General features: G+C 46.1%; 16 protein-coding genes and 2 pseudogenes. 10 read left to right on the forward strand and 8 right to left on the reverse strand.

All coding sequences use genetic code 11. The annotated features are described in order from the left end of the window. Positions 1 to 684 (reverse strand): annotated as a pseudogene (locus KB557_RS02875) (Fe-S cluster assembly protein SufB); the annotation flags it as partial. Positions 685 to 695: 11 nt separating this feature from the next. Next, the gene (locus KB557_RS02880) at positions 696 to 1,052 is read right to left on the reverse strand and encodes a ferredoxin-thioredoxin reductase catalytic domain-containing protein (protein WP_255131299.1); all 357 of its coding nucleotides are present in this window, start codon (positions 1,050 to 1,052) and stop codon (positions 696 to 698) included. A gap of 140 nt (positions 1,053 to 1,192) precedes the next feature. Here KB557_RS02880 and KB557_RS02885 point away from each other — a divergent pair, with 140 nt between their 5' ends. From KB557_RS02885 to KB557_RS02920, 8 genes are all read left to right on the forward strand, one after another. Continuing rightward, a complete protein-coding gene (locus tag KB557_RS02885) occupies positions 1,193 to 2,281 on the forward strand; it encodes a class I fructose-bisphosphate aldolase (protein WP_255131300.1) in 1,089 nt (362 codons plus the stop codon). 33 nt (positions 2,282 to 2,314) lie between these two features. After that, positions 2,315 to 2,953, forward strand: a complete 639-nt coding sequence (gene sufR, locus KB557_RS02890; protein WP_255131301.1) for an iron-sulfur cluster biosynthesis transcriptional regulator SufR — start codon at positions 2,315 to 2,317, stop codon at positions 2,951 to 2,953. A gap of 24 nt (positions 2,954 to 2,977) precedes the next feature. Next, positions 2,978 to 3,580, forward strand: a complete 603-nt coding sequence (locus KB557_RS02895) for a phycobiliprotein lyase (protein ID WP_255131302.1) — start codon at positions 2,978 to 2,980, stop codon at positions 3,578 to 3,580. 110 nt (positions 3,581 to 3,690) lie between these two features. Then, on the forward strand, positions 3,691 to 4,449 hold the full coding sequence (locus KB557_RS02900; protein ID WP_255131303.1) for a phycobilisome rod-core linker polypeptide: 759 nt from the start codon (positions 3,691 to 3,693) through the stop codon (positions 4,447 to 4,449). 125 nt (positions 4,450 to 4,574) lie between these two features. Then, on the forward strand, positions 4,575 to 5,666 hold the full coding sequence (locus KB557_RS02905; protein ID WP_255131304.1) for a DUF4912 domain-containing protein: 1,092 nt from the start codon (positions 4,575 to 4,577) through the stop codon (positions 5,664 to 5,666). A gap of 3 nt (positions 5,667 to 5,669) precedes the next feature. Then, positions 5,670 to 5,852: a hypothetical protein gene (locus KB557_RS02910; protein ID WP_255131305.1), complete on the forward strand. Its 183-nt coding sequence runs from the start codon at positions 5,670 to 5,672 to the stop codon at positions 5,850 to 5,852. A 69-nt stretch (positions 5,853 to 5,921) separates the two neighbouring features. Next, a complete protein-coding gene (locus KB557_RS02915) occupies positions 5,922 to 7,343 on the forward strand; it encodes a phospholipase D-like domain-containing protein (RefSeq protein WP_255131306.1) in 1,422 nt (473 codons plus the stop codon). Continuing rightward, on the forward strand, positions 7,340 to 7,756 hold the full coding sequence (locus KB557_RS02920; RefSeq protein WP_255131307.1) for a hypothetical protein: 417 nt from the start codon (positions 7,340 to 7,342) through the stop codon (positions 7,754 to 7,756). The genes KB557_RS02915 and KB557_RS02920 overlap by 4 nt, the downstream gene beginning before the upstream one ends. Here the strand turns inward: KB557_RS02920 and KB557_RS02925 are convergent. Then, entirely contained in the window at positions 7,743 to 8,090 is a 348-nt protein-coding gene (locus KB557_RS02925; protein ID WP_255131308.1) for a hypothetical protein, read from the reverse strand. The genes KB557_RS02920 and KB557_RS02925 overlap by 14 nt on opposite strands. 81 nt (positions 8,091 to 8,171) lie before the next feature. On the opposite strand from KB557_RS02925, the gene KB557_RS02930 reads away from it, so the two are divergent. Further along, on the forward strand, positions 8,172 to 9,824 hold the full coding sequence (locus KB557_RS02930; RefSeq protein ID WP_255131309.1) for an alpha-D-glucose phosphate-specific phosphoglucomutase: 1,653 nt from the start codon (positions 8,172 to 8,174) through the stop codon (positions 9,822 to 9,824). 43 nt (positions 9,825 to 9,867) lie between these two features. On the opposite strand, the gene KB557_RS02935 is transcribed toward KB557_RS02930, so the two are convergent. From KB557_RS02935 to KB557_RS02950, 4 genes are all read right to left on the reverse strand, one after another. After that, positions 9,868 to 10,140, reverse strand: coding sequence for a hypothetical protein (locus KB557_RS02935; RefSeq protein WP_255131310.1), 273 nt, complete (start codon positions 10,138 to 10,140; stop codon positions 9,868 to 9,870). Beyond that, positions 10,140 to 13,406, reverse strand: a complete 3,267-nt coding sequence (locus tag KB557_RS02940; RefSeq protein WP_255131311.1) for an efflux RND transporter permease subunit — start codon at positions 13,404 to 13,406, stop codon at positions 10,140 to 10,142. The genes KB557_RS02935 and KB557_RS02940 overlap by 1 nt, the downstream gene beginning before the upstream one ends. Beyond that, the gene (locus KB557_RS02945) at positions 13,403 to 14,476 is read right to left on the reverse strand and encodes an efflux RND transporter periplasmic adaptor subunit (protein WP_255131312.1); all 1,074 of its coding nucleotides are present in this window, start codon (positions 14,474 to 14,476) and stop codon (positions 13,403 to 13,405) included. Before KB557_RS02945 ends, KB557_RS02940 begins: the two co-directional genes overlap by 4 nt. Before the next feature lie 62 nt (positions 14,477 to 14,538). After that, positions 14,539 to 15,723, reverse strand: a complete 1,185-nt coding sequence (locus KB557_RS02950) for an efflux RND transporter periplasmic adaptor subunit (RefSeq protein WP_255131313.1) — start codon at positions 15,721 to 15,723, stop codon at positions 14,539 to 14,541. 60 nt (positions 15,724 to 15,783) lie between these two features. On the opposite strand from KB557_RS02950, the gene KB557_RS02955 reads away from it, so the two are divergent. Then, on the forward strand, positions 15,784 to 17,997 hold the full coding sequence (locus KB557_RS02955) for an AAA family ATPase (RefSeq protein WP_255131314.1): 2,214 nt from the start codon (positions 15,784 to 15,786) through the stop codon (positions 17,995 to 17,997). A gap of 33 nt (positions 17,998 to 18,030) precedes the next feature. On the opposite strand, the pseudogene KB557_RS02960 reads toward KB557_RS02955, so the two are convergent. Continuing rightward, positions 18,031 to 18,429, reverse strand: a pseudogene (locus KB557_RS02960) (alpha/beta hydrolase); the annotation flags it as partial.

The raw sequence follows: 18,429 nt of genomic DNA on the forward strand, positions 1-18,429 counted from the left end.
ACCTGTATCGCCACTATTAATTCGAAAGTAGGTGGAGAGGTCCATAGGACATGCAACCCCTTTTGGAATATATACAAAAGAACCATCACTAAACACCGCAGAATTCAAAGCGGCAAAATAGTTATCACCGATTGGAACAACAGAACCAAGATAACGTTCAATAAGCTCTGGATTCTCTTCAACAGCCTCAGTAAACGAGCAAAAAATTACGCCGTCCTCGGCTAATTTCTTTTTATAGGTTGTAGCAATTGAAACACTGTCAAACACGGCATCAACGGCTACATTGCTAAGACGCTTTTGTTCGCTTAAGGGAATTCCAAGTTTCTCAAAGGTTTCTAATAATTTAGGATCTACTTCATCGAGGCTAGCTTTTTTTTGCTGCTGTTTTGGAGCGGCATAGTAAATAATATTTTGATAATCAATTTTAGGATATCCAAGAGCTGCCCAATCAGGCTCTTTCATGCGTTGCCAAGTACGGAAAGCCTTTAAGCGAAAATTTAATAAAAATTCAGGTTCCTGTTTCTTGGCCGATATCAACCTCACCACATCTTCATCTAAACCTTTGGCGATTTTCTCAGTTTCGATATCTGTAACAAAACCATATCGATAAGGCTGAGAAACTAAAACACTAAGATCTGATCCCACCTGAGTTGGCGGAGTTGTAGTGGAGGAGGAAGGAGTCATCGAGAAACTATCTAACTATCGGTGTGGGCTTGAATTTCTTGGATTGTGATGGTTTGAGCTTCACCTCTAAAGGGATTGTCTTCTGTAAGGAAAAGCATGCAATGGCATTCTTTACGCTCACGCATTGGTACACAAGGGCAATTCCAAAAGGCTTGCTCCACCTCAGCTTGCTTGTCTTCGTAGTGACGGCAGGGACATAAAGCGCCTCCCAAATCATCTTTGTGGCGGGCCAACCCCTCAAGCACTACCGCAGTCACGCCAAGATCGCTGCAGAAATAAGTATCTGTGCGCTGGGCATAGGTTTCGGCAAAACGCCGGATCACCTCAAGACTCTCTGAAACAGCTGGGGTGTTGGTGTCGTGAGCCATGGAGCTACTGGTGGTGAATTTACGAAACACCCTGGTTTCCTAAAGCCAGAGTAAAGCAAGGGTATGACCTGCCGCGACCTTTCTCTTAACTAATTGCTGCCCTTGCCCCAATAGCTTGCGAAAAAGCTTTTATTAACGCCATGGCATCCCCTTCTGCATTGCCCAATTGCTCGATTGAAGAATTGCTCGGTAGCGAAGCAGAACTATTGCTCCACAGCAAAGCCAAGGTTTCTAAGGAGCTGCTGCATTTGCCAAGTAGCGATGGCGTGAGTCGTCTTTTTGCTTGTTCCGATCGTTCACCTCAGGTATTGCGCAGCTTGCAACAGCTTTATGGGGCAGGCAGGCTTGCAAACACTGGATATCTCTCGATTCTGCCTGTGGATCAAGGAATTGAGCACTCTGCCGCCCATTCCTTTAGCCCCAACCCCAGTTACTTCGACAGTGAAGCCATTGTTGAACTAGCCGTGGAGGCAGGTTGTAGCGCTGTGGCTTCCACCCTTGGGGTATTGGGTTCGGTGGCTAGGCGCTGGGCCCATCGCATTCCCTTTTTGTTGAAGCTCAACCACAACCAACTGTTAACGGCCCCAAATAACCACGAACAGATCCTATTTGCCTCTGTAGATCAAGCCTGGAACATGGGTGCTGTAGCTGTTGGAGCCACAATTTATTTCGGCAGTGACGACTGCAATCGTGAACTGCAACAAGTTGCAGCCCTATTTGAACATGCCCATCAAAGGGGATTAGCCACTGTGCTTTGGTGTTATCTGCGCAATCCGCTTTTTAAACAACCAGAAGCTGATTATCACCTATCAGCTGATCTCACCGGCCAAGCTAATCATCTCGGGGTAACAATTGGTGCCGATATTATTAAACAAAAACTTCCTGAGAACAATGGGGGCTACGAAGCCGTAGCAAAAGCCCTCGGCGAAACATATGGCATGACCGATGCGCGGGTTTACAGCGAGCTCAGCAGTGAGAACCCAATTGATCTTTGTAGGTATCAAGTTCTCAATTGTTTTGCCGGTCGGATCGGGTTAATTAATAGCGGTGGGGCCGCCGGACGCAATGATCTCCACGATGCCTTGCGTACCGCAGTGATTAACAAGCGCGCTGGTGGATGCGGCTTAATCATGGGCCGAAAAGCGTTTCAACGTTCGTTAGCAGAAGGTGTTGATTTGATCCAAAGGGTTCAAGATATTTATTTGGATTCCACAATTGCCGTGGCTTGATGGCAGGCTGGAGCTTAATGACGGGTTGGAGAAATGATCATTAGCTCTCCAGCTTCTACACACGAGGCGGCACTTACGTTGCTGTTACGCCAGGGGGAGTGCAGTGCAGCTGAGTTGGCGGCGCAACTAGCAATATCAGTGCAAGTGATGCGTCGCCATCTACGCAGCCTCGAGGAAAAGGGTTTTGTGGAAGCAAGCCCCCAAACCCTTGGTAGGGGGAGGCCGAGTAATCGCTGGCGTTTAACTAGCGCGGGAAGAGGCCATTTCCCTGATGGCAGCGAGCATTTTGCCCTTGGCTTATTGCAATCGCTAAGCCAAAGCCTCAGTTCCAACGAGGTGCAAGCCCTGCTTTACAACCAGGCAGAACGGCAAGCCAACAGCTATCGCCTTTTGATCGGTGCTGGTGCCCTAGGGCACAGGCTTGAGAAGTTAGTGGAGCTAAGGCGCAAGGAGGGTTATGTGGCTGATTGCGAAGCAGAGCCCGGCGGCAGGAGTTGGATGTTGCAGGAATATCACTGTTCCGTTTTAAGAGTGGCTGAGGCTTTTCCGGTGATCTGCGACCAGGAATTGCAACTGATGCGCCACACTTTTCCAGATTGCGCCGTTGAAAGGGTGCACTGGAAGCTGGAGGGCGGCCATGCCTGTGGGTTTCGGCTTGAACCGCTTTCATAAAGCAATTTTAAATCCAAATTTTTCATGGAACAAAGCACCGCAACGATCAGCAACGCCCTTGGCTTTTTTCAATTAAGCGCAGGGAGTTGGCGCTCTCAACGCACCAGCCATCACCTGCTGCATCGTCGTGCGGAAGCTGGTGGCTCATTGATTGAGGTTTCGATGCTTGCGCTCGATGATTGCCGTTTGGCAGCGATGGCCACCCTGCACGGCCAAGAACCAAACCATGTGGTTGGCGGCTGCCATGTGCGCTGGGGGGGCTCGATGGCATGGGATAAACATGGCGAAGAACATGAAGGGGAGAGCATGTTTGCCTTAATCCCAAAAGACCTGGAGGGCAAACAGGGCTTGCTGCTGAGGGATCGGGGTTATGCCGAAACAGCGCCGGTGGCTGGGCACTTCCGCTTGGATGAAAGCGGCAGCCTTTGGCTAACCACCAGTTACGAAACAATGAACAGCGTTGAAAGATTTTGGTTTGTAGGACCCAACATCCGCTTGCGCAGCAGCACTGTGGAGGGCTTATCGAATACAGCGTCTTTATGCATGGAAACCAGGCTTGACAGCGCTGCTGTAACCCCTAAATCCATAGCAAACATTGAGATGCCCACTTCGATTCTGGGTTGGTAAGGGAGCCAACAGCACAATTCCTAAAGTTACGGTCTGTGAGTGCAGGGCTGCACTAAAGCTTCTAAAGACTGGAGTACTTATACGATCTGTTTAATAGATGTTGATCACGCGTGGCCTTGCCCCTTCTGTCTTACGCGCCCACCACAAAAAATGCCCGAGTTGAGCCATTTCGGGTTGGATCAGATGAGGATCCCAAGGCCGTAGCCCTTGATAGAACCCTGGGCCTTCAGGAGCTGGGCTTCGTTATCGAAGCCGCCTATCGCCAAATCTTTTTTCATGCCTTCAAGGTGGACCGCGATCGTTTCCTTGAAAGCCAGCTGCGCAATGGCCAAATCACTGTTCGCGACTTTGTTCGCTCCCTTTGCCTTTCCGACACGTTTAACCGCAGCTTCTACAACCTGAATAGCAATTACAAAGTAGTTCGCCACCTTGTGGAAAAGTTGCTAGGCCGAACCACCCACGGTAAGAGCGAAGAAATCGCCTGGGCCGCAGTGATCATGACCCGAGGCGTAGTGGGCATGGTTGACGACCTCATCAACAGCGATGAATACCTGAATGCCTTTGGATTCGATACGGTGCCATATCAACGCAACCGCGTTGTGGGCTCCCGTGATCTGGGTGAGACTCCTTTCAACATCACAAGCCCGCGCTACGACGCTTACTACCGCAAAATCCTGGGCTTTCCTCAGGTCGTTTACACCGGCAAAGCCCGCGCATTACCTGCCAGGGCGCGTCAAAAGCGCGGCGGTTACCCAGAGGACTACATGCCATGGGTACGCTCCTTGCCAGCTCTACGCACATCTGCTGCTGCAGGTGAGATCTCAGAAAACTTCCTGGCCAAAGTGCCCTACCGCAGCATCGGCCGCTAGTGAGGGCAAAGGTTAAGGGCCTTTATCCATAATTTAAGAATCAGCAATTGCTGACCCAGGCCCTCTACCCGGTTGTGGATTTCGGTAACTAAAGCCAAAGTGATCCCAAAGCAATCCTTTAAATCGTGGGAAACCAAACCTTTTCGTCTTTGGCCCGTCTCACATTGCGCCAATTGAGAAGGGTTGCTGGTGATCTAGGTGTTGGTTTATACAGCCGTAAAACCAAGGAGGAGCTGCTCGATGCCATCAGCCAACAGCAGGAATTCAGCACCGGACGCACCCGCCTTGAAACAGCCATTTCATTGGCTGAGATGGAAACAAGCTTTGGCGATACTCCCCTACCACTAGCTGAAACAAGGGTGGTGTTTCTACCAAGAGATCCACAGTGGGCTTATGTGTTTTGGGATATCTCTGGCGAAAGCCGTAACGCCGCCACTGCCGCCGGGGCACGCCAACTATGTTTGCGGGTTTCAGACGTAACGGGCCTTCAAACTGGTGCCAGCCATCCCCACACCCTTCAAGAGGTGGTTGTAGACGGCAACGCAACCGAGTGGTATCTACCTGTACCGCTCAGCGATCGCGATTACCGCGTTGAACTGGGATACCGCAAAACCGATGGAGGCTGGTTTTCATTAGCTTTTTCGGCTGTTGCCAGGGTGCCAGCCTTACATCCAAGCGAACAAATCCTTGATCAATTCGTACCCTTTTCCCTGGATGCTGCTCCAACAACCCTGCCTGCACCAGCGGAGTCTGGTGACAGCAGCCTGCACGAACGCTTGTACCAGAATGCAACCGTACGCTGGCGCCGCCTTGGCAGGGGCTCAGAAGCCTTCCATGAAACAGACGACAGCAAAGCTTCAAACCATGGTTTGAACGATTCCGGCATTGGCCGTTGGGCCAGCGGCAGAAATGAGAGCGGAATTGGCGGAGTGGCATCGCGGCAACGCTCTTTTTGGCTTGTTGCAGATGCTGAGTTGATTGTTTATGGAGCTACAGACCCAGCGGCCACCCTTACCATTGGCGAAGAAATCGTGCCCCTATCAGCAGATGGCACCTTTAGAGTGCAAGTACCTTTCCGTGATGGGCAGCAAAATTATCCAATAAAAGCTGTTGCAGTAGATGGAGAACAAACCCGCAACATCACCCTTGAATTTGAACGCACCACCCCTGAAGACAACAGCAATACCCCGGAACAAGCAAAGTCTGAGTGGTTTTAGTTAGTGGGAGCAAAACGCTTTTTAGTGTTGGTGGTGCCCGTAGCCGGTTCCCTCGGCCTGCCAATTGCAGTTGCATTGGTAATGAAACAAGCTGGAATTGGAGCAGGTGTTGGTTTAATTTTATTACTCATTTGCCTATGGTTTGCATTAATGCTGCGCTTTGCGCAGATGCCAGAGCACAGCTAAATCATAAAAATTCAATAAAGCAACATTATTCATAAACGTGGAACACTGTCCTTAGATGTAATGTATGCTTTGGGCTTTATTCAAACAACTAGCAAAAGTACCGAAAAAATAGTAAGAAGTATTTTTATTGGACTAGTTTGTACAGGTTGCAGTGCAACAGCAAGCTATCAGCCAAATCAAACTGAGCAATTAGCACTGCCTAAAGATATAGAACTGCGTTTTAATCAGCTAAGCGCAAAGGATTATCGCAGCCCTATCAATGGCAAACAACGCCCAGGAGAAAATCTTGAAGCCTTAATTATTGAAAGCATAAATGGAGCAGAGTACGAAATTCTCTTAGCGGTGCAAGAATTATCCTTGCCTAGGGTGGCAGTTGCACTTGCTGCAAAACACAAAGCAGGGGTAAAGGTAAAGGTGGTGGTTGAAGATCAATACCGCAAAGCATGGAGCAAAATACACGCCGCCGGCCTGCCGCCCCATCAACAACAAAGACTGCTGCAACTCGCTGCTCTAGCGGATTCAAACAATGATGGCCAGCTCACAGCATCCGAACGCTATAACGGCGATGCCATTGCATTACTAGAAACTGCAAGCGTGCCCATAAAAGACGACACCGCTGATGGCAGCAAAGGAAGTGGGCTTATGCATCATAAATTTATAGTGATTGATCAAAAGCAAGTGATTTTTGGATCTTCAAATTTTAGTAATTCAGATATCCATGGAGACGCAGCAGCGCCAAAAACAAGAGGCAATGCAAACCATCTGATACGCATAAATAATCCAACCATTGCCCAAATATTTAAAAAAGAATTTGAAAAATTATGGAGCAATCAATTTGGCCTAAACAAGCAGGCAGCAACACTTGAGGAAGCAATGGTGGGAGATACAAGGGTGCAGATATTATTTGCACCGCATAAACGCAATAATCCAGAGAATGGAATAAATCTAATCCGGGAAACACTTGCGAGCGCAAAGCAAAAGATTGATCTTGCACTATTTGTATTTTCAGCACAAGAACTAACCGGAATTTTAGAGGAGCGAGTGAAGGCTGGAGTTAAATTGCGCGCATTGGTTGATCCTGGTTTTGCCAGTCGAAGCTATTCAGAATTACTAGATATTATGGGTATAAGTTTAGCAGGTAAAAACTGCAAAACTGAGCTGAACAATAAACCCTGGCAGAAGCCAACTAATACTGTTGGTATCCCTAAGCTTGCCACTGGAGACAAACTTCATCATAAAGTAGCAATTATTGATGAAAAAATAGTAATTAGCGGCTCCTTCAATTGGAGCCCCAGCGCCGCCTACAGCAACGATGAAACATTGGTGATTCTTCACTCAGCTGAATTAGCAAGACATTTCACTCGCGAAATGGAGCGCCTCTGGGGGGGAGCAATTCTTGGAGTTTCGACAAAACTAGAGAGAAAAATAGAAAATTCCATCCGCTTCTGTGGCAGAGTTAGCTCAATTACAAACTCCAAACCATCGAAATGAGATCGCTCCTACTAATTGGATTAGCCCTGGTTGGATTAAGCGCAACTCCTTCAACAGCTCAACAACGCCAAACCCCAAAACAATTAGAGGAGGAGCGGGCACCCCTCAGCAAAACAGATCTAAAACCCACCTTCGACGCAGTTGTGGAATGTGCCCAACGCAACCAAGAAGCTGGTTGCCTAGCTGCAAGAAAATTGGCAGATAAATTATTGGATCGTCCGTTTGCAACGGCACTTTGCAAAGATACTGCTTTCACAATAGCGTCAAAAGCAAAAGTGGCAGCCACGAATGATTTTGATCGGAAAGAATTTCTATTAAACAAAGCAACGGATTTATTAGCTCTTTGCATTAAAAGAGAAACAAATAAAACCGAATCCCCAAGCGAATTACCACCAGGGGTTAAAAAGCGCTGAGTTTAAGGAATTGCTGAGATACATCATCCATCTGAGCTAAAGGAGGCACACCAGCCATAATAAAATTGTCTGCAAGATTGCAAACATTATTTTTCTTACCTGCCGCATCGCAACTATAAGAAAGTGCAACCATCGCATTCATTAATTTGCCTTGCAAACAGCCTTCAGTGCCAGTGCGACCCAATACAGCATCTGCTGCCTCTTTAGCTTTCAGAATCGCCTGCGGATAAGGCAACTCGGCATCTGCACGCAAAGGAACCAACAACATCGATAAAGCCTGTAGAGCGAGCACAATAAATGCGGCTTTAACCCGTAACTTTCTTTTGTGAAGCATTTTGAATCAGCAACTATTTCCTACACAATAGCCAAGCCTTAAAGCACCTAGCTCTAGATTGTGATGAGCTGATGAGCCACGGTGACCACATCCTCCAATTCCACAATTCAAAGGATCCAGCTCAGCCAGCCATTTCAAGACCAAAAACCGGGCACCTCAGGCCTTCGTAAAAGCACAAAACATTTCGGCCAAACCCACTACCTCGAAAGCTTTATTGAAGCGATTCTGCAGGTGCTGCCAGGGGTTCAAGGGGGCACCCTCGTGGTGGGGGGCGACGGACGTTATGGCAACAGGAAAGCAATACAGGTGATCGCTGGAATTGCAGCCAGCCATGGCCTTGCCAAATTAATACTCACAACAGACGGAATTCTCAGCACACCAGCAGCTTCTCATTTAATAAGAGAAAAAAAAGCAATCGGCGGCATCATCCTGAGTGCTAGCCACAATCCCGGCGGCCCTGATGGGGATTTTGGGGTAAAGCTAAACGGGGCCAATGGGGGGCCAGCGCCTGAATCGCTAACCAACGAAATTTTCGAATGCAGCAAAAACTTAAACAGCTACAGCTTTAAAAAATTGCCAGAGATCGCACTAGATAAGATTGGAGTATACAAATTCGAAGAACTTGATGTTGAAGTTATAGACGGAGTTACAGACTACCTTAAATTAATGGAGAATTTATTTGACTTTGATTTATTAGGCGATCTACTTAAATCAGATTGGCCGCTTGCATTTGATGCAATGCATGCAGTTACAGGACCCTATGCAGTGCAATTACTTGAACAGCGCCTGGGGGCGCCCGCTGGATCTGTGCGTAATGGCATTCCACTTGAGGATTTTGGTGGCGGACATCCAGATCCAAATCTCACCTACGCTAATAAACTGGCCAGCTTGCTTTTAGAGGGGGATAACTATCGATTTGGTGCAGCTTGCGATGGTGATGGAGATCGCAACATGATCCTCGGGCAGCGTTGTTTTGTTAATCCAAGTGATAGTTTGGCAGTAATAACGGCCAATGCATCTTTAGCAAAAGGGTATGCAAATGGATTGGCGGGAGTCGCCCGCTCCATGCCAACCAGTGCAGCAGTTGATCTGGTGGCAAAACAACTAGGGATTAAATGCTTTGAAACCCCAACAGGTTGGAAATTCTTTGGCAATCTACTTGATTCAGCTGAAATAACAATATGCGGAGAAGAGAGCTTTGGCACTGGAAGTAATCATATCCGCGAAAAAGATGGGCTGTGGGCGGTATTATTCTGGTTAACAATATTAGCAAAGCGCAAGTGTACAGTAAAAGAAATAATGAATGAGCATTGGAATCATTATGGCCGTCACTACTATTCGCGCCACGATTATGAGGGCGTGGATAGCGATCGCGCCCACAGCCTATACAACAACCTAAAAAGCCGCCTAACCAATCTTAAAGGCGAGCAATTTGCTAACAGCAAAATCGCTTTAGCCGACGATTTTAGTTACACAGATCCTGTTGATGGATCACTCACTGAACAGCAGGGATTGAGGTTGTTAATAGAAGATGGGAGCAGAGTAATCTTGCGGCTTTCAGGCACTGGCACCCAGGGCGCGACATTACGACTCTACGTAGAACGCTATGTTTCCCAGGCTGGGAATTTACAAGAAGATCCTCAAGTTGCCCTCGGAGCAATGATTAATGCAGCCGACAGCCTGGCTGGAATACGCCTTGGCACCGGAATGGATAAACCAACAGTAATTACATAAGTAATCTTAAAGTGATCTTAAATTAATCATGAAACAAAATAAGTTATTCGATAGAATCCTTTGATCTTGCGATCAATGAGAGCTGGCGCATAGATTCACCCCAAAAACCGCAAGCTCCAGCACCTAAAACTACAAGCAGAAAAGAGTGAATTGCTATCGGTTGTTCTAATGAACCAGGCACACGATTTGCTCGTTGAAACAAAATAAAAAGAACTGCCGCTAAAAAAGTAAATATCAAACAAGACAACAACACACGGCGTTTGTCAATCTTTGATTGCTGCGGGAACTTGTAACCAAGGGGAGGAGGTAGAGGCATTATGTTGCAGCAGGAAACCAGCGGGATTCTAGATTTTTAATAAATACATAAAACGCAGGCACGACAAATAAACTCATCACTGTTGCAACCAATAAGCCCCCAAAGATCACAGAACCAACGGAACGCTGGCTCAAGGCGCCGGCACCAGAAGCAACTACCAAGGGGAAGAAACCTGAAAGAGCTGCGGAAGCTGTCATTAAAATTGGTCTTAATCTTGATTCCGCAGCCCCTTGAACAGCCTCGATGGCATCCAAACCAGATTGCATCCGTTGGTTAGCAAGATCAACAATTAAGATGCCATTCTTTGCAGCTAAACCAATTAAGGTAACCAAACCAACCTGCGCGTATACGTTATTAACTTGTCCCATCATTACAAGAAATATTAATGCTCCCAACATAGCCAAAGGTACGGTCATTAAAATTACAAGTGGGTCTAGATAACTTCCATATTGAGCAGATAAAACAAGAAATACAACAACAATGCCAAGGGCAAAAACAAGAGCTGCAAGAGAACCAGCCGCAACCTCTGATCTACTTAAGGAAGACCAAGCAGAACCAATATTACTAAAATTAAGTTGCCTAAAATTGTTGGATAATGTATCTATAGCTTGGCCACTACTCTTACCGATTGCCTCAACTCCTTGGATTAGAACAGAACGATATAGATTGTAATGGCTTATTATTGGTGGAGAGCTGTCAAGCTTAATCTTAAATAAGTTACTAAGCGGCACCTGTTCGCCAGCTGAATTGGGAACATAAAGATTATTTAGATCCTGAACAACTGCACGTTTACTCCCTTCAGCCTGCACATAAACCTGTCGATATTGACCATCTTCATAGGTTTGATTAACAAACATACCGCCATTAAGGGCTCCCAAAACCTGCATGGCAGAGCCAAAATCCACGTTCATTGAAGCCATACGATCTCGATCAGGCTCCAACCTCCAAGCCGGAGCATTACTAATAAATTGAGTATAAAGATTAAAATAATCGCCTGTTGCTAAAGAACGGCGAATAAGTTGCCCAGATAATTTACTAAGATCGGTAAAAGAGTAACCACCGTTACTTAAGTCGTTAAATTGAAAAGAAACACCACCTTGAGCGCTAAATCCTGGAACAGCCGCGGGGGGTTGGGCTAAAACAAGTGCTCCAGGAATTTCACGAAATTTCTTATTCATACGGCGGATGATTGCCCCTGCTGATTGATCAGCACTAGTGCGCTCTTCGATTGGCTTCAAACCAAAAAAGAACAAGCCTTGGTTTAAAGAACCGCCATTAAAACCAGCACCACCCACAACTTCACCACTGATAACATCCGGTTCACTCGACACAACTTTTCTTACGCTAGCTGCTATTTCCATCGTGGCCTCAATAGATGCCTGAGGCGGCAACTGAATAATACCTAAGCCATAACCTTGATCCTCAGTGGGCACAAATCCTGTGGGAATAGCAACAAAAGCAAACCCAGTTAAGACAATTCCGCCGAGCAAAAATGCAATTAATACTTTACGCAGACGAATCGCCTTACTGAGAAGTGAGCTATACCCCCTTTGTAAACCCTCAAAGAAACGATTAAATGTTTTAAAAATAGGTTGGAGAAACCCACCAACAACTGCCCCAAACAAACCAAATCCGAAACTCCAAATCCAGCCTCCAAATAGATAGCCATAGCCAGCCCCAAACAAACCTGCAATTACAATCCAGTGCCAACCGCTTGGATTCGTCTTACCACCACCCAATAAAAGCGCCGATTGCAACGGTTTGCCTGTTATTGCGTTGAAGGTACTAACGATAATTGCGAACACAATTGTGAGGGCAAATTGGCGATAGATAACACCGGTTGCGCCTGGGAAAAAGGTAACTGGAACGAATACAGCCATTAATACTAAAGCTGTGGCCATAATAGCTCCAGTCAATTCCTTCATTGCATTAGAAGCTGCAGCAAAAGGCTTATCTCCAGCTTCAATTTTAGCTGAAACCGCCTCTACAACAACAATTGCATCATCAACTACCAAGCCTGTGGCAAGAATAATACCTAAAAGAGTAAGTTCATTAATTGAGAAACCAAATGCTTTTACAAAAACCAACGCACCTAACAATGCAATTGGCAGTGCCAAAGCTGGCACCATCGTTGCCTTCCAGTCTTGCAGGAAAAGAAAGATAATCAAAAGAACTAATACAATTGCATCACGAAGGGCGTCTAGTGCGCCATATATAGACGCATTAATAAAATCGGTTTGATCAAATACCTTCTCCAATACAACACCAGGAGGTAAAGTTGAACTGAAACCAGCTAGCACTTGGTTAACAGCCTTAGCCGTTGATATTGCGTTGGTGCCCGGCAACTGAATCACACCAAATCCAATACAAGGATTACCTGTTAAAACATTTTCGGCAGATTGAAAGAAATTTTGGAATGCATATTCAGCTCTACCAACATCACGAAGCCTTATCAAGCTGCCATCTGGCCCCTTAGCTGTATCAGAGCCGCTCGGACCAGTACTCAGAATCAAGTTTTCAAAATCTTCAACGGTTTTTAAATTGCCTTCAACCAGGATAGGAAATGTGGATCGGTTGGAAGCTGTTGAAGGGGGGCCACCAATAAATCCACCAATAACGATTTGATTTTGAGATTTTAATGCATTAGTAACATCTAAAACCGTTAGATTAAAGCGAGCTAGTTTTAGTGGATCAACCCACAGCCTGTAAGCTGGATTACTGCTTCCGAAAACATTAACCTGTCCGACACCCTCGGCTCTAGCAAGGGGATAAGCCAGGTTTAATTGATAGAGACCATTTAAATAATTACGATCAAATTGGCCCTCAGTTGAAGTTAGATTATAAACCATTAAATAACTACTTGCAGTTTGTTGAACCGTAACGCCTTGGGCATTTACCTGCTCGGGCAACTGAGCGCTAGCAGTTTGAACACGGTTCAATACATTAACTTGATCGATATCAGGATTTGTTTCTGGCTTGAAATAAATATTTATCTGACTAACACCTTCACCTGTGCTATTTGAAGTAATATAGTCCATACCAGGAGCGCCATTAATCTGCTCCTCCAAGGGACCAGTAACCGCACTTTCAACAGTAGTTGCATCGGCGCCGGGAAGATTAGCAGTAACTTGAATAGTAGGCGGTGCAATATTAGGTAGATTTTCAATTGGCAACAACGGCAAGCAAATAAGGCCAGCTATCAAAATTAATATGCTGCAAACTGTGCTGAGAACCGGGCGGCGAATAAAGGTATCAGATAGGCTCATTTTGATGCCACCACATTGCCACTAGTTATTTGAGCAAGATTACCTAATACCAAGCGATCAGATTTAGTTAGCCCTTTTTTTACTGGAAAGACACCATTTTCTAAAGTGCCAAGTTCAACTGGAACTTGCAAAGCCACCAAGGATCCGGCTACCGCCTCCTTGCTTAACGGCCGGCCCAGCATTCGCTTAGCTTGCTCAGGCGGAACAGCTATAAAAACAAATGTTTGACCTGCTTGAAGAAATACTGAAGCCTCAGGAATAGATAAGCTTTTAACAGAATTAAATAGCAACTTTGCGCTAACTCTTTGATTATTTCGAAGCTGGCCGCTGGGGTTATTAAATGTAGCTTTCACCAAAAGAGTTTGTGTCTGCTTATCCAATGCAGGTGCGATAAAAGTTAAAGCTCCATTAGCTTTTAAATTGGAATTATTGGGGATCTGCAGTTGAACAGGCATGCCTAACTTCAATCGATAGGTAAGCTCACCTGGAATATCAAGCCTCAACCATAGGCGGCTATTATCAACAATATTTACTATTGATTCGCCAGCATTCACAACTGAACCAAGCTTGTGATTGATATTACCAACCATTCCAGCAATGGGAGAAACAACATTCTTATAGCCAAGAGTGGCTTTCTCAGATCTTGCTTGATCGGCGCTTTGAATAGCGGCGGTTACATAGTAATCGCGATCTTTAGTAGATACTGCTCCCTGGTTATTTAGAAAGATATAACGCTCTGCATTAACCAAATCCTTTCTAGCTTCGGCCAGAGAAGAATCAACTGCAGCCCTTTGCTGAATTTGATCAAGGGTAAAAAGTGGAGTTCCCTTTTGAACTCTTTGACCTTCTCGCATCGGCATCGCAACAATTCTGCCGCTTATCTCTGCAGCAAGAGGAACATTGCTAATAGATTCCAATGTGCTTTGGTAGGTTGCTTGATCATTAAAGATACTGCTAGCTGGAAATAGAAATTTAAATTTTGGCGCCGGCTGCGCAACGGGTTTAGGCACTCCACAGCCAACAATCCCGATTAAAAGGGCCAGGCCCAAATAACTATTTGCAAGTCTCATGCAATGAAATGGCGAAGTGGATACATCAGATTTTATTATCATAACTGAGTGCTAATTTAATGTCAACGCGCGGATCTACACAATGCTATTCCTTGACGACTCGAGCGCGCTTTTACTGCAGTGCCATTACGTAAATTCAGAATATTGCTTGCGATCAATCTGTCGCCAAGCTTTATTCCTGCCAACACTGGATAACAATTATTTTGCAAAGCTCCCAAGCGCACCGGCAGCTTTATCGCAACCGATGCTTCTGCTGGAATTTCAAGTTTATTCCTAAGATAAATCGGCAATTGCTTTGCGCTGCCCAACACATAAACAAAACTTTGACCCGCTGTTTGTATAACAGCTGAAAAAGGTACCGCTAATTGTTGTTGTGAGCCGAATTCAACCTGGGTACGCACCCGCTCTCCACTGCGCAATCTACCTTGAGGATTGATAAATTCAGCTTTTGCAAGCAATCCCTGACTAACAGTATTCACAACTGGGCTTACGAAACTAATCCGGCCCTTGGCTAAAACTTTTGTTCCGCTGGTATCCCTCAACCACACAGGCAGGCCAATCTTCGTGCGGGAGCTTAAATTAGATGGAATTTCAATACGGGTTAATAAGCGGTCGTTGCGAATAATGCTTGTGAATGGATCACCCTCCTTAACAACATCACCAACCTTCACCAGGATGTCGCCAACTTGGCCTGCGATAGGGGCTGTTACGAGTTTGTCTGATAAGCGCGATCGCGCCACCTCTAATTCCGCATTAGCTGCAGCCACTCCATCTATTGATGCCTTGAGGCTGGCCTGCTGGGCAAGGTATTGAGATCGATAACCATCTAGCTCCTGGGCACTACTTGCCCCTTGGCCTTTCAAATAGTTGTAGCGCTGAAAATTTGATTTGTCTTTTTCAAGCTTTGCCCTCACTTCTGCCACACCAGCCTTACTACGGGCTACAGCAGCTTGGGCTTGTTGCACATCTGCTGAACGCTCCCTAACCCGCAAACGCAATAACTCTTGGCCTGCATTCACTTGATCGCCAGCCCGCACTAAACGCGCCTGCACCCTTCCACTGCTAACCGCCGCCATCTTCACCTCATCTACAGCTTCAAGGGTGCTGGTGTAATCACCAAGGTCTTGAAAAGTGGCTGGTTGAACCTGCAGTGTGGATACTGGTAAAGGCTTTTTGCGGGGCTCCTTGGGGCTGCATCCAGTGAGGGGCAACCCCAACAGCAATAGCGCCGCAAGCAAAAAACGCACAAAACTAAATCAGATGGTCTAAGCCTGCCATCTCTTCACTAAGAACGGCAAAGTATTTGCATGGATTTGTTCAGCCACCAGCGGGAACAGCTTCTGCAAAGGCAAGCCCCATTAGCTGAGCGGATGCGGCCGCTTTGCTTAAAAGACTTCATCGGCCAAGACGAAATCCTTGGTGCAGGCCGTTTATTGCGGCGAGCGATCGAAGCAGACTGCCTAGGGAGCATCATTTTTCATGGCCCCCCAGGCACAGGTAAAACAAGCCTGGCGCGGATAATTGCAAACAGTACCCGTTCCTACTTCTGCAGCCTCAATGCAGTATTAGCTGGAATTCGTGAACTTAAGGATGCAATTGAACAAGCGCAAGAAAAATTAGGCCGCCACGGTTTACGCACCTTGCTGTTTATTGATGAAGTGCATAGATTTAATAAATCCCAACAGGATGCCCTGCTGCCCTGGGTGGAAAATGGCACCGTAACTCTTATTGGTGCCACCACTGAAAATCCTTTCTTTGAAGTAAATAAAGCCTTAGTAAGTAGATCGAGATTATTTCGATTACAACCTTTAACTAGTAAACATTTAGATCAGGTAATCTGCCGCGCTCTTAGCGATCAAGAAATGGGATTTGGCAATCGCAATATATTAATAAGTGAAGAAGCTCGCAGCCATCTGATAGCTGTAGCAGGGGGCGATGCCCGAACTTTGCTAAATGCATTGGAGTTGGCAGTAGAAAGCAGCCAGCCAGATAGCCAAGGCTTAATTGAAATTAATTTAGAGGTGGCAGAGCAATCCATTCAGCAACAGGCGGTTCTATATGACAAACAAGGAGATGCTCATTTTGATACTATCAGCGCCTTTATTAAATCCATACGTGGAAGCGATCCTGATGCTGCTTTATTTTGGCTGGCAAGAATGATAGAAGCTGGAGAAGATCCGCGTTTTATATTTCGCCGCTTATTGATTGCTGCGGGTGAAGATATTGGCCTTGCCGATCCCCAGGGAATAGTAGTTGTGGAAGCATGCGCAGCAGCATTTGATCGGATCGGATTACCAGAGGGTATCTATCCATTAGTACAGGCCACATTGTATTTAACAAATACAAATAAAAGTAACAGCATTCTTGGATTTTTTGATGCGGTTCGCAGCCTAAAAGAAGAAAAAGCTCAGTTAATTCCCAGCCATCTACGCGATTCCCATCGAGATGGGGCGGCTTTTGGAGATGGAAAGGGCTACCGCTATCCCCATGCATATTCAGAACATTGGGTAGCTCAGCAATATTTACCGGAGACACTTCAAGGGCAAATATTTTGGCAACCAGGTAAAAGCGGCTGGGAGGCGGAACGCAGCCAACAATTGCAATGGCAACGAGCTGCCCAATTATCAGCAGCCGCTGAATGGGGGATTGAGCAAGGTGAAATTGTTAGCAGTAGCCCTAGCACCCCAAGCCTTGAACGCTGGTTAAAGCGACAAATGGTGCAAGCAGGAGAACGCTTACAGCTTTTGCAGCAACGTTTTTGGCAGGGAATCCCCCTAGAGCGCCATCACAGAGTATTGGTTTTAAATTGTCAATCTTTGTTCTGGGCGCTACCTGCAATGAAACTTGCCCCGGAAGGTGGTGTGAGTTTGCAGGTGGAGGATCGCGAAACTGCTACCAAACTTGAGGCCCAATTACAGGTGCTTGATCAGCTACAAAAGCCTATTATTTATCAAACTGAGCCCCATTGCCTCGACCAACTTCATCTGCAACTACAAGAAGGTGAGAAGTTTGAACTTATTATTGGACGCAATCTACTCAAGGGCGCATCTCCCAACGAAAGAGAGAAATGGCTTAATCAGTTAGATTTACTACTAACTGAAGATGGTCGCCTTACTTTTCTAAATAGCCACAGGGAATTAGGGCCATTGAATCTATTGCCTAAGGGGTCTTTGGGCTGGATAAACAGCCTGCAAATTGAGATGTGTCAATTAGAAAAAGAATGGCTTAATAATGAAGCTTTTAAGCAACCGCTTGAGAACCAATTGAAAAGTTCTGGCTGGGTGGCTTCTGTAGATAAATGGCTGGAACAGGTTGAATTTATTATTAGCCCCCAATTACTGGAGCAGTGGTTTAACCCCGAAAGTAAATACCGTTGCTGGTGGCTTAACAACTTCGCAGGTGAATTATTAACTGAACTTGAAAATTGCTACCAGCATCAGCTGGGTGTCAAACTGATTCAACCCCTGATACATCAGCGTTTAACAGCACAAAAAAACCCCGCCCTGAGGCGGGGTTTATAAAAACGTAAATTAACTGATCAAAAGATCAACTAATTACCAAAGGCCACGAACGGCAGCAGGGGCGGCGCTGGCTCCAGCGGAACGGGCAGTTACTTTATCGATCACTTGATTGGCTTGAATACAAGCAGGCAAGAACACATACCAAGAAAGCAGTGAGCTGCACTGAGCTTCGCCCTTACACTTGCCTTTTGCACAGATATTCTGCTTGCCATCAAATGTGGTGCAGGTATCAGCCAAACGGAAATCAACAGGCAAGTTCTTCATAATCGCAGCAGAAGACAGTTTGCCGTCTACAGAAGCGAGGATGATTGCAGAACGCAAAGCTTGAACTGCTGTTGCTTTTTGTGCCCAGTAAGGGAAGTAGCTGCGGGTTTGATCCTGCAGGAACTTAACGCCATCTTTTGAATAGAGATAGCGGGAAACACCAACTAA

It is taken from the genome of Synechococcus sp. Cruz CV12-2-Slac-r, assembly GCF_024346075.1.
GTDB lineage: Bacteria > Cyanobacteriota > Cyanobacteriia > PCC-6307 > Cyanobiaceae > Synechococcus_D.